13 protein-coding genes are annotated in these 11524 nt (G+C 68.5%); 10 read left to right on the forward strand and 3 right to left on the reverse strand.

Annotated features, from left to right (window positions below; all coding sequences use genetic code 11):
* Nucleotides 1-55 precede the first annotated feature (55 nt).
* From H0X00_RS15765 to H0X00_RS15775, 3 genes are all read right to left on the reverse strand, one after another.
* Nucleotides 56-274, reverse strand: a complete 219-nt coding sequence (locus H0X00_RS15765; protein WP_293772719.1) for a ferredoxin — start codon at nt 272-274, stop codon at nt 56-58.
* 7 nt (nt 275-281) lie between these two features.
* A complete protein-coding gene (locus tag H0X00_RS15770) occupies nt 282-1532 on the reverse strand; it encodes a cytochrome P450 (RefSeq protein WP_293772700.1) in 1251 nt (416 codons plus the stop codon).
* Nucleotides 1533-1599: 67 nt separating this feature from the next.
* A complete protein-coding gene (locus tag H0X00_RS15775) occupies nt 1600-2340 on the reverse strand; it encodes an SDR family NAD(P)-dependent oxidoreductase (protein WP_293772701.1) in 741 nt (246 codons plus the stop codon).
* Nucleotides 2341-2496: 156 nt separating this feature from the next.
* On the opposite strand from H0X00_RS15775, the gene H0X00_RS15780 reads away from it, so the two are divergent.
* The 10 genes from H0X00_RS15780 to H0X00_RS15825 form a co-directional block, all read left to right on the forward strand.
* A complete protein-coding gene (locus H0X00_RS15780; protein ID WP_293772703.1) occupies nt 2497-3636 on the forward strand; it encodes an amidohydrolase family protein in 1140 nt (379 codons plus the stop codon).
* The gene (locus H0X00_RS15785) at nt 3633-3944 is read left to right on the forward strand and encodes an iron-sulfur cluster assembly protein (protein ID WP_293772705.1); all 312 of its coding nucleotides are present in this window, start codon (nt 3633-3635) and stop codon (nt 3942-3944) included. The genes H0X00_RS15780 and H0X00_RS15785 overlap by 4 nt, the downstream gene beginning before the upstream one ends.
* Nucleotides 3941-5101, forward strand: coding sequence for an aromatic ring-hydroxylating dioxygenase subunit alpha (locus tag H0X00_RS15790; protein WP_293772707.1), 1161 nt, complete (start codon nt 3941-3943; stop codon nt 5099-5101). Before H0X00_RS15785 ends, H0X00_RS15790 begins: the two co-directional genes overlap by 4 nt.
* A gap of 5 nt (nt 5102-5106) precedes the next feature.
* Nucleotides 5107-6252, forward strand: a complete 1146-nt coding sequence (locus H0X00_RS15795; RefSeq protein ID WP_293772709.1) for a response regulator transcription factor — start codon at nt 5107-5109, stop codon at nt 6250-6252.
* Entirely contained in the window at nt 6249-7439 is a 1191-nt protein-coding gene (locus H0X00_RS15800) for a LuxR C-terminal-related transcriptional regulator (RefSeq protein ID WP_293772710.1), read from the forward strand. Before H0X00_RS15795 ends, H0X00_RS15800 begins: the two co-directional genes overlap by 4 nt.
* Nucleotides 7440-7562: 123 nt before the next feature.
* Nucleotides 7563-8435, forward strand: coding sequence for a hypothetical protein (locus H0X00_RS15805; RefSeq protein WP_293772712.1), 873 nt, complete (start codon nt 7563-7565; stop codon nt 8433-8435).
* A gap of 168 nt (nt 8436-8603) precedes the next feature.
* Nucleotides 8604-9479: a hypothetical protein gene (locus tag H0X00_RS15810; protein WP_293772713.1), complete on the forward strand. Its 876-nt coding sequence runs from the start codon at nt 8604-8606 to the stop codon at nt 9477-9479.
* A gap of 127 nt (nt 9480-9606) precedes the next feature.
* Nucleotides 9607-10263, forward strand: a complete 657-nt coding sequence (locus tag H0X00_RS15815; RefSeq protein ID WP_293772721.1) for a cytochrome c oxidase subunit 3 — start codon at nt 9607-9609, stop codon at nt 10261-10263.
* Between the two features lie 3 nt (nt 10264-10266).
* On the forward strand, nt 10267-10590 hold the full coding sequence (locus H0X00_RS15820; RefSeq protein WP_293772715.1) for a cytochrome C oxidase subunit IV family protein: 324 nt from the start codon (nt 10267-10269) through the stop codon (nt 10588-10590).
* A 26-nt stretch (nt 10591-10616) separates the two neighbouring features.
* A partial coding sequence (locus H0X00_RS15825; protein ID WP_293772717.1) for a hypothetical protein occupies nt 10617-11524 on the forward strand: 908 nt, incomplete at its 3' end.

Consider the following 11524-nt stretch of genomic DNA (forward strand, 5'->3'; position numbering starts at 1 on the left):
CCATTAGGCGTGTCACGCCTAATGGTTCGGCGGCCAGCGGTCGGGGGAGTTGTTGCTACTCCTCGATCGTGATGATCCGCTCCGGGCAGACCTTCGCGCCGTAGCGCGCCGACTCTTCGAGGCCTGGCGGGACCTCGACGTAGCTGCCGCGGTGCAGGTTGTAGCCGTCGTCGTCGAGTTCGTACACGTCGCCGGCCATCACCGCGCACCGGCCGTGGCCGGTGCAGCCCTGCTGGCCGCCGTCGATACCGAGGGCGATGTGCGCCTTCACCATCGTCACCTCACCACTGGAACGTGCAGGACCGCATCGAGCGCAGGAAGCCCGAGACGTAGACGGGCTCGCCCCCGGGCTTGACGCTGTACTCGGGGATCCGCTTGAGCCACTCCTCGAACGTGGCGCGCAGTTCGAGACGGGCCAGGTTCGAGCCGATGCACCGGTGGATGCCGACGCCGAACGCGGAGTGCAGCACCGTCTCGCGGGTGATGTCGATCTTCTTCGGGTCCTCGACGACGCGCGGGTCACGCGAGGCGGCGCCGTAGACCATCATCACGTAGTCGCCCTCCTTGAGGGAGCGACCTCCGAGCTCGACGTCCTTGGTGCAGGTGCGGCCGAGGGCCACGACCGGCGGGAAGACCCGGGCGAATTCCTCGATGGCGCGCGGCATGTAGGTGTCCATGTCGCTGATCAGGAGCTTGCGGGCGTCGGGGTTGGTGGCCAGCCAGTGCAGGCCGCCCGCCATCACGTACGTCGTGGTCGCGATGCCGCCGAACGTCATGTCGACCAGCACGCTGACCCGGTCCGCCCAGGCGGACTCGGTGCCGTCCTCGTAGGTGACACCGGCCGCGATCATGTCGACCATGTCGCCGCGGGGCGGCTCTTGGGCGCGCTTGGCCAGGTACTCACCGAGGTACTGGAAGACGTAGCCGAACTTCTCGCCGCGGACCACGGGGTCCGGGTTGAAGGTGCCGTCCTCGACGCCGTCGACGAGCTTGTCGAGGTCCTCGATCGGGACGCCGAGCACGTTCTTGAAGAACGCCCAGCCGGGCAGCAGCGCGCCCATCTCGGAGACGAACTCGCACTCGCCGCGATCGATGAACGCGTCGATGAGCTTGTTGGCATCCGCCCGGATCGTGGCCTCGTACTCCTTGATCGTCGCCGGGCCCATGAACGGGTTCAGCGCCGTGCGCCACGCGGTGTGCAGCGGCGGGTCCGACTCCTCCGGGTAGAGGTACGGCAACCCCTCCGGGCGGTTGGGCATGTAGCCCTTGGCCGCGGAGAAGGTGCGCCAGTTCTGCCCGACCTCGCGCACGACCTTGTTCTGCGTCGCGAGGTAGTAGCCCTCGCCGACCGTGCTGTGCGCTACCGGGCAGCGCTCAACGAGGTCGTCGAGGATGTCGTAGTGCTGGTCGTTGAAGACCGGAGCGTCGAGGTCGAAGTCGTTGTAGATGTCCCGGCCGTACTTGGCGATCGACGCGTCGATCTCCTCCTGCGTCGGGACGTGGTACTCGGTTTCCTGTGCCTTGAATCCCATGAGCGGTGGAACCTCCTCTGGCCCGGGCTAGGCCTAAAAGCGGAAGTGGCAGACGGTCAGATCAGGGTCAGAGCAGGGTGTAGCCGCCGTCGATCAGGTAGTCGGCCCCGGTTATGAAGGCCGACTCGTCGCTGGCGAGGAACACGGCGAGGCTCGCGACCTCGCTGGCGTCGGCGATCCGTCCGACGGGGTTGCGCTCGATGATCGCCTTGATCATGTCCTGGGGGAGGTGCACGGTGATCGCGGTCTCGATGGTGCCGGGTGAGATCGAGTTGACCCGGATGCCCTGGGCGGCGTACTCGGCGGCCGCGGTCTTGGTCAGCATGACCACGCCGCCCTTGGCTGCGCAGTAGCTGGCCATCGTCGGGAACGCGACCGTGGCGGCCATCGAGGCGGTGCTGATGATCGAGCCGCCGCCGGAGGCCAGCATCGCCGGGATGCCGTGGCGCATACCGAGATAGACCCCACGCAGGTTGACGTTCTGGACCTTGTCCCAGGACTCCTCGGGCAGCTCGCCGACCGGGAAGAAGTCGCCGTCGATGCCGGCGTTGTTGTAGAGGACGTCCAGGCGGCCGAAGGTGTCGACGGCGCACTGGACCATGGCCTGGACGCTCTCGCCCTGGGAAACGTCGACGTGCACCGACGCGGCGCCCTCGCCGAGTTCCTTGGCCAGGGTCTCCTGGGCGCCGGAGATGTCGGCGAGGACGACCTTGGCGCCCTCGGCGTGGAATCGGCGGGCGGTCGCGGCGCCGATGCCGGATCCCGCGCCGGTGATGATCGAGACCTTGCCGTCGAGCCGTCCGGCCATGAAGTGCGCTCCGCTCAATAAGGACGTGAACCCGCCGCGGACGGGGGTGAGGAACCACACAGGGCGGTGCGATTCCGCTGCCGAACTTACGTTCGTTCGGAAAGGCGTGTCAAGGCTCCGGCCGTCCACTTGACGGCCCCGCCGAACGGTGGCAGCGTGACCGAACAAGCGTTCGTCCGGGACGGGATGAGCGGCGCGGGAGAGGTGTTGGCGGTGCTTGAGGGTCATGTCGTTGCGGACGCTGTGGTGCACCCCTACAACCTCGCGCCGAAGAACCGGAACCCCCGCGCGACGGAGCAGCTCGACGCCGTCTACGCCGCCCACGTGATGGCCACCGGCGAGAACCCCGAGCACGTGCTGACTCGCGAGGAGTTCTTCACCGACTTCTCGTTCGACGCGATGGCCCGCTCGCTGTTCGTGGAGAGCGCCACCGACTTCGCGGTGCTGCACGCGCTGCCGAACCTGGGCTTCGCCAACTCCTTCGTGACCGCGCCGGAGCGCGCCGCCGCCTACCGCGATCTGCACCCGGGCCGGTTCGCGTTCTACGCCACCATCGACACCCACGTGGTCGCCGACGCGATCCGCGACCTGGAGTTCCAGGTCCGCGAGTTCGGCGTGGACGGCCTCAAGCTCTACCCGGCGTTCTTCTACGACGACCTGGCCGAGGGCTGGCGCCTGGACGGCTCCGATTTCGCGACCCCTGTGCTGGAGGCCGCGCGCGAACTGGGCATCCGCAACGTCGCGGTACACAAGACGCTCTGGCTGCCGCCGGCGCCTAAGGAAGCCTTCGACCTCGACGACGTCTCCGGTGCTCTGGACCGCTTCGCCGACCTGAACTTCTTCCTGGTTCACGCCGGTGCGGCCTTCATCGACCGGACCGCCGAACTGCTGCGCCGTCACCCCAACCTGCACGCCACGATGGAGACCACGTTCGCTTACCTGGTGGTGCGGCCCGAGGTCTTCGCCAGCGTGCTCGCCCGCTTCCTGGGCGCCTGCGGCTCCAGCCGACTGCTCTACGGCAGCGGCAGCAATCTGTCCCATCCGGACCTGCTGCTGCGGGCGTTCGAGAACTACGAGCTGCCGCCCGAGGCGCTGGAGAAGTACGGCTGCCCGCAGGTCACCGCGCCCGACCGGGCCGCGATCCTCGGCGGCAATGCGCTGCGGCTGCATGGCCGGACCTCGGAGGGCGTGCTGGCCGACACCGCCGGCGACGCGTTCGAGACGGAGCGGGCCGCCGGTGGCGCCCCGCCCTGGAGCGGTGTGCGCAGTCCCGCGGCGTCGGGGGCCACGGCATGACCGTCACGGTGGCCATCACTCCTGAGCGCGTCCGGGAGTGCCTGCGCACCGTGCCCGAGCCCTGCAGCCTGCTGATGCGCGAACCGACGAACATCACCGACATGGGGCTCGTCGAGCGCGTCGACGTGGCCGGGGCGCGGGTCGAGGTCGAGCTCGTGCTGACCGATCCCTCCTGCCTGCACTACGGGGCGATGCGACGTTTCATCACCGACGCGCTGCTCGAACTCGAGGGCGTCGACGAGGTCGAGGTCCGGGCCAGCACCACGGTGCTGTGGTCCCCGGACCGACTGCTGGGAGGCACGGCATGACGCAGGTATCTCCGGACACCTCACCGGAGACTGGGCCGGAGCTCGCGCACGACCGTGAGGGCGCCGTCCTCACCCCGGAGGAGCGCCAGTACCCCCTCGCGCCCAGCTCGCTGGACATCCGCGTCTACAGCGATCCCGACCGGTACCGGCGAGAACTGCAGGAGATCTTCTACAAGACCTGGTTCCCGGTGATGCCGGCCGAGGACCTGCTGCGCGAGCACGTCCAGGTCTGGGAGGGCGTCGAGCAGTCGGTCGTCCTGAGCCGCCTCGCCGACGGCCGGGTGTGCGCGTGGCACAACGTCTGCCAACACCGGGGCGCGAAGATCGTGCGCGAGTCCGGCCCGTGCCCGACCGGCCGGGTCCGCTGCCCGTGGCACGGCTTCGGCTACGACCTCGAGGGCGTGGTCAACACCGTCCCGCTCAAGGACAGTTTCGACGCCGCCGAACTGGTCGGCCTGCGGGCGCCGGCGGTGCGGGTGCAGGAATGGTCCGGATTCATCTGGATCTGCTTCTCGGACACCACACCGGACCTGCTGCCCTACCTCGGCGAGGTCGGTGCGGAACTGTCCGGCTACGGGCTGGACGAGTTCCGCACGGTCTACCGCACCGAGGTGGTGCTCAATGCCAACTGGAAGGTCGTCCTCGACGGCTTCAACGAGACCTGGCACGTGCCGTTCACCCACCAGGACTCGCTCGGCAGCATCGTGCGCTGGCGGGAGGCGGTGCTGCGGGTGCCGTCGCCGCACTCCTGGATGACGATCCCGATCCGTGGCTTCACCGAGCGGGTCGAGTCCGAGGACCACCGCCAGACCCACCTGTGCCACTACCTGACGTTCCCGAACACCATCTTCAGTTGCTTCCCGACGCACCTGCAGATGTGGTCGGCCTGGCCGCTCGCGGTCGACAAGACCCGTCTGATCGCCCATCACGTCGTCGGCCCGACCCCGGACGGGCAGACCGATGAGCAGTGGATGAAGCGGAACCTGCGCGACTGGGAGCACTTCGTCACCGTTCTCGGTGAGGACTCCGAGGTGCTCGACGACTTCGGCCAGCTCGTGAACAGCCTCGGATTCCGGCGGAACATGTTCAACACCGCCGAGAGTCGGTTGACCGCCTTCCACCACGAGGTCGCGGTCCGGCTGGGGGAGGATCAGTAGCGGCGGTGGTGCGGGCCGCCCGCGCGGAGTACCGCGAGCGCCTCGCCGTCGCCGGAAAGCGTGCCGCAGCCCTCTCGGCCGGCACGCCGGGTCCCGACCTGTCCGTGCCCAATGCGCTGGCCGGTGAGCTCGACGAGCTGGCGCAGCAGATCCACGCGGCCCTGTCCGACGTCCTCGGTCGCCGGCCCGCCGAGGTGCTCGAGCTCGCGGCGGCACTACTAGATCTGACGCAGCTTCAGAATCGGTTGCGCGAGCACGTGATGGCCATCCGCTTCACCACGCTCGAGCGGATCCACGAGGGCCTGGCCAGGCTGCGCGCCCTGCCGACGACCGCGCAGCTGGTGCCGCAGGCCGCGGAGGAACTCGCGCGCAGTTGCGACCTCGACCGGACCCTGGTCTCCGGGGTGCGCGGGTCATCCTGGCGCGCCGAGGCGGTCTGGATCCGGCCGGATCACGACCCGGTGCTGGCGCGGCGGATCTCGGAGTACGTTACCGGGAACTGGATCCCCTTGGGCAACGGCGTGCTGGAGACGGATCTGGTCCGTCGCCGGGTGGCCATCCTGGTCCGCGCCCCCGAGGGCCGGCACCGGGAGAACCTGATGTCGATCTCGGAGAGCCCCGCGTTCGTCGCGGCACCGATCCTGGCCAACCAGCGCGTGATCGGCTTCGTGCACGCCGACTGCGTCGAGGGTGGCCGCGCGCTGACCACCCTGGACCGGGACAACGTGGCCAGCTTCGCCGAGGGCTTCGGTCTGGTCTTCGAGCGCACCGCGCTGCTCGAGCGCCTGGAGCGCCAACGGGTCCGGGTGCACGACGCCTTCGGCGCCACCGAACGCGAGCTGTCCGGCCTCAACGACGCCGAAACCGTGCTGATCCGCCGGGACCGCGAGGCGGTGGCGGTGGTCCGGATGGCGGCCGGCCTGCGCAAGATCGCCATCTCCCCGGTGGACCAGTTGCTCACCGTGAGGGAGCGTCAGGTCGTGGAGCTGATGGTGCAGGGCGCCCGCAACCGGCAGATCGCCGATCAGTTGGTGATCGCCGAGGAGACCGTGAAGTCCCATGTGCGCTCGATCTCCCGCAAGCTGCGGGCCTCCAGTCGCGCCGACGCCGTCTCCCGCTATCTCCAGCTCCGGATCCGGGAGCAGGCATGACCCCCCGTTTCCCGCCGCCCACGACGGGTCCCGGCTGGCGGGCCGCCGGCCTCGAGGTGGACCGGGGGCTGGCCGCGTTGTCCGAGCACGCGGAGGACGAAGTGGGTCGCGGCTTCGCCCTGCGCGGTCTGGACCCAGCGGCGGGACTGGCCCTCCTACAGACGGAGCTGACTACCCGACTCGGCGACTCCGCCCTGACCGGCGAGCGGCGGGTGGAGTTGGCCCGGCTGGTGAGCGAGACCGCCCGGATGGCCGACGCGGTTTCCGAGCGCACCATGGTGCGGCGGGCGCGCCAGCTGGCCGAGTGCGAACGCGGCCTGGCGCGGCTGCGCGAGATCACCACCACGGCCGGACTGATCGACGGCGTCTGCGACGAGCTGATCCGCTCGCTGGGGTTCAAGCGGACGATGCTGGCCCGGGTCGAGGCCGGGATGTGGCGGCCCTGGAAGGGCAACGCCTCGTTGCTCGGCGAGGGCTGGGTGAAGAACTGGATCGAGAAGGCCATCCCGCTCGACGACCTGACCCTGGAGACCCGTCTGTTGCACGAGCGGCGTCCCGCGCTGGTGCTCGACACCAACGTCTCGGGCATCGCGCAGATGGTGCATCAGGCCGGGGTACGGTCCTACGTCGCGGCGCCGATCATGCCCGGCGGCCAGGTGGTGGGCTTCTTCCACGCCGACCACGGCCCGGAGGGCCGGACCTGCGACGAGGCGGACCGCGACATCCTGTGGACCTTCGCCGAGGGGTTCGGTCACCTCTACGAGCGGACCACCCTGCTCGAGCAGTTGCACAGTCGCAGCGAGCAGGTCCGCTCCACCTTCGCCGGGCTCACCCAGGCGATGGACGAGCTCACCGACGCCGAGCTGACCCTGGTCCACGAATTCGCCCCGACCGGCAACCAGCACACCGTGCTGCGCCAGGGCCTGAGCACCCGCCTCGGACAGTTCACGGCCCGGGAGCTGGAGGTGCTGGAGCTGATCGTCGCCGGCGCCCGGAACAACGAGATCGCCGAACGTCTGGCCATCACCGTTGGGACCGTGAAGTCACACGTCAAGAACATCCTCGCCAAGCTCGGGGTGCTGAACCGGTCGCAGGCCATCGCGCTCTACCTCGGGGCCGGAACGTCCGTAGGAGCTGCGGGCCCCACCAACGGGGCTGTCCGTAGCGGGTACGACACCCCCCACTAACGAGGGATATAAATCCCTCCTTCGGAGGGGGGATACCAACTCGTTGGCTCGGAAGACTGTGGCCCACGCGACGGCGGTGGTCGGGCCAGCTGACCACGCGTCGATGCCCCCGGAGGACCTCCCGTGACCATTAAGGACTTCGAGCCCGCGCCCGCGCCGTCCGGAATCGAGCACCTCGCGCCGGCCCAGGGCTACCGCGACCTCAACGTCGCCGAGCGCGAAGCCCAGAGCATGAACCGGACCGGGCAGTGGATCTGCGCGGTCCTCGGCCCGACGATGATCATCTTCTTCGGGATCGGCGCGATCTGGCTGGCCGGCTACTGGCCGCCGGAGAAGCTGCCCGGCGCCAGCTCGCTGGAGATGCTGGAGTGGTACCAGACCCACAACACCAAGCTCAAGATCGGCATCGTCTTCATGACGATCGCCTACTCGTTCATGTGCTGCTTCGGCGTCGGGATGGCCGTGCAGACCCGGCGCAAGGAAGGCGCCTTCCCGGTCTGGACCTACCTGCAGCTGACATGCATGGCGGCCGGCACCGCGATGATCATCCTGATGGGCGCGATCTGGGCGGCCGCGGCCTTCCGGGCCGACGGGTGCAGCGACAAGAACCCTTGTGTCATCACCGATTCCGTCGAACGCATGGCCTACGCGCACGACGTGCAGATGATGCACGACCTCGGCTGGATGATCCTGCTCGGCACCTGGATGCCGTTCACCTTCTGGTGCATCGCGCTCGGCATGTCGATCCTGCTGGACAAGACCGAGACGCCGGCCTTCCCGCGCTGGTCCGGGTACATGAGCATCTTCGTCGGCCTGAGCTTCATCCCCGGCAACTGCATCTACTTCTTCTTCGAGGGCGCGCTGGGCTGGAACGGCCTGATCGCCATGTACATCCCGTTCGCCACCTTCGGGTTCTGGGTCCTCTACTTCAGCTGGCAGAGCTTCCAGAACACCCAGCGCGGCCTGGTCCACCAGCAGGACGTCCTCACCGGCTGACTCACCGGCTGACCGACCTCAGGTGTACGACTAACCCCACCTTTGGGGGAGAGATTTCCTCCCTTGGCCTGTCGAACGAACGACTGTTTATCGAAAGACTTGGGCCATGCGAACCGCGCCCGGGTGCCGCCCGACGCGTCGTGACATCGCCCCTTCAGGAGGTCCTCGGTGACCGTTAGAGATTTCGAGCCGTCGTCAGCGGCGGCCAGCCCCGAGCAGATGGTCCCGTCCCAGAGCTACGAGGACCTGAGCCCGGCGCAGAAGGATGCGCAGAGCATGAACCGGATCGGGCAGCTCGCCTGCGCGTTCTGGGGTCCCGGAATGATCGTGTTCTTCGGGATCGGCGCCATCTGGCTGTCGGGCTACTGGCCGCCGGAGAAGCTTCCGGGCGCGAGCGCCGTCGAGGTCCTCGAGTGGTACCAGGCGCACAACACCCGGCTCAAGGTCGGCCTGGTCTTCATGACCATCGCCTACTCGGTGATGTGCTGGTACGGCGTGGTGATGGCCGTGCAGACGCGTCGCAAGGAAGGCGCCTTCCCGGTCTGGACCTACGTGCAGCTGGTCTGCATGGCCTGTGGCACCGCGCAGATCGTCATCATGGGTGCGGTGTGGTACGCGGCGGCCTTCCGGGCCGGCGGGTGTTCGGACAAGAATCCGTGCGACCTGGCGCCGGGTTCGATGGAGTACATCGCCTACGCCGCCAACGTGCAGATGATGCACGACCTCGGCTGGATGATCCTGCTCGGCACCTGGATGCCGTTCACCTTCTGGAACTGGGCGCTGGCCGCGGCGATCCTGCTCGACAAGTCCAGCACCCCGGTCTTCCCGCGGTGGTCCGGCTACCTCAGCATCCTGGCCGGTTGCTCCTACATCTGCGGCCAGGGCGACCTGTTCTTCTTCGAGGGCGCGTTCGGCTGGAACGGCATCTTCGCCCTCTACTGGAACTTCGGCATCTTCGGGTTCTGGGTGCTCACCTTCGCCTGGCTCAGCTACAAGAACGTCCAGCGTGGTTACGTCCACACCCAGGACGTGGTCGCCAAGTAACACCTCGTTCTCTACGGTTCACAGCAACCGGTTAGTCGAGTGCCACGGTGCCGGCGGGGTCTCCCCGTCGGCACCGTGGTCCTCACCCCTCCGCCCCCTTGATTCACGGAGACGCTCGGTGACTCAGATGCAACAGGACCCGCTCGCCGGACTGTTCGGCGATCCGTTCCAGGGGACGGCGCGCGGCGAGGCGATCCGGATCGCCACCGAGAAAGAGCGCAAGCCGCTGAAGGGCCGCATCCCGGGCGAGGCCGGGATCTGGATCTTCATCATCGGCGACCTGATCGCCTTCAGCATCATCTTCCTGGTCATCGTCTCCGCACGGATGGACGAGCCGGAGGTCTTCGAGGCGTCGCGGCACAGCCTGCACATCGAGTTCGGCGCGCTGAACACGCTGCTGCTGCTGGTCGGTTCACTCCTGGTCGTGCGGGCGATCCGCGCGATGCGCACCGGGTCGGGCGGAGCGCCGCTGTTGTTCGGGCTCACCTGGCTGTGCGGACTGATCTTCGTGGTCAACAAGGGCATCGAGTACTCGATGCTCATCAACGACGGTCACTCGATCGACGAGAACCTGTTCTACGGCTACTACTTCATCGGGACCGCGCTGCACCTGTTCCACCTGGTGATCGGCATGATCGGCATGTTCGTCGCCTACCGGATCTCCAAGCGGGCGGTCCACACCAACCGCGAGATGCAGCTCGCCGAGGTCTTCGGTGCCTACTGGCACCTGGTCGACCTGCTCTGGGTCATCCTGTTCCCGCTGCTCTACCTGATGAGGGTCTGAGTCATGACGACGTCGCGCACCGCGGACGAGATGGCGCAGGACATGGCCATCGTCGAGAAGAACATCGCCCACGCCGGCCGGCCGATCACCATCGTGTGGGTCGTCCTGATGCTCGCGACGTGCGTCTCGTGGTACTTCGGTGACGGGCACGGAGCGACCAAGCTGGCCGCGGTGCTGGTGATCATCACCGGCTTCGTGAAGGTGTACCTGATCATGGAGCACTTCATGGAGCTGCGGACCGCGCCGCCGCAGCTGCGGTTCGCGTTCACGGCCTGGTGCGTGGTGATCCCGACCATCTTGTGCGGGATCTATCTCGTGCGTTCCTGATCGCCCCGGCCTGACAAGCTGATGCGGTGACCGCCGCCCCAGCCCTGCGCGACGAGCAGGTCGCGGAGAGCCTGCGCAAGGTCGCGATCGAGGTCCTGCCGCAGGCGACCGCGCTCTCGGACTCGGTGCTGCTGCGCATCCTGGAGAAGGAGCCGCGGCTGGCCCCGCAGCACACCCCGGAGCAGATCGAGGTCGTGCGGGTCGCGGTCGAGCAGAACGTCGGCGGGATCCTCGCGATGTTCGCCTTCGGGATCGAGGCCGACCTGATCGAGCCGATCATCGGCACGGTCGCACTGCTGCGCCAGACCGCCGAGGACGGCGGCGACGTCACCCGCGTGCTGCACGGGTACCGGGTCGGGCACGGGCAGCTCTGGCAGCTGTGGGCAGGCGAGGTGGAGGCGCGGGTCGCCGACCCGGAGCTGCGGCACCGGGTGCTCGCCCTGTCGACGGCGCGCATGTTCGCGTTCATCGACAGCGCGTGCGAGCGCTTGGTCGAGGAGAGCCGCCAGCTGTTCGGCACCCAGGGTGGCGGCTGGCGGCCGCCGGGGCGCGATGTCATCGACCTGCTCCGCAGCGACGGTCCGGTGGACCTGGTCGAGGCGAGCCTGGCGCTGGGCTACGAGGTGCGCGACCACCACGTCGCGCTGGTCGCGGTCGCGTTGGGCGAGGACGCCGACGCCCGCGCAGCGGTCCGTCAGCTCTCCGACGCCGCCGAGGGTTGCTCGGTGCTCGCGCAGTCCATCGGCGAGGGGTCCTGGTGGGCGTGGCTCGGCTGGCCCAGTGCTCCGCGGGACGAGGTCGTGGAGCGGCTGGCCGCCGTGGCGGTGCCGGGGGTCCTGATCGGCATGGGGGAGCCCGGGCAGGGGCGCGAAGGCTTCCGGCGCTCGCACGTCGAAGCGGTCGAGGCCGAGCGGACCAGCCGGATGGCCCGGGC

The sequence above is a fragment of the Sporichthya sp. genome, assembly GCF_013815995.1.
GTDB lineage: Bacteria > Actinomycetota > Actinomycetes > Sporichthyales > Sporichthyaceae > Sporichthya.

Bases quoted from the DNA above. Each gene is read 5' to 3' on its own strand.
- H0X00_RS15815 (WP_293772721.1), top strand. From the start codon at position 9,607: ATGCAACAGGACCCGCTCGCCGGACTGTTCGGCGATCCGTTCCAGGGG.
- H0X00_RS15790 (WP_293772707.1), top strand. From the start codon at position 3,941: ATGACGCAGGTATCTCCGGACACCTCACCGGAGACTGGGCCGGAGCTC.
- H0X00_RS15770 (WP_293772700.1), bottom strand. From the start codon at position 1,532: ATGGGATTCAAGGCACAGGAAACCGAGTACCACGTCCCGACGCAGGAG.
- H0X00_RS15775 (WP_293772701.1), bottom strand. From the start codon at position 2,340: ATGGCCGGACGGCTCGACGGCAAGGTCTCGATCATCACCGGCGCGGGA.
- H0X00_RS15765 (WP_293772719.1), bottom strand. From the start codon at position 274: ATGGTGAAGGCGCACATCGCCCTCGGTATCGACGGCGGCCAGCAGGGC.
- H0X00_RS15800 (WP_293772710.1), top strand. From the start codon at position 6,249: ATGACCCCCCGTTTCCCGCCGCCCACGACGGGTCCCGGCTGGCGGGCC.
- H0X00_RS15785 (WP_293772705.1), top strand. From the start codon at position 3,633: ATGACCGTCACGGTGGCCATCACTCCTGAGCGCGTCCGGGAGTGCCTG.
- H0X00_RS15820 (WP_293772715.1), top strand. From the start codon at position 10,267: ATGACGACGTCGCGCACCGCGGACGAGATGGCGCAGGACATGGCCATC.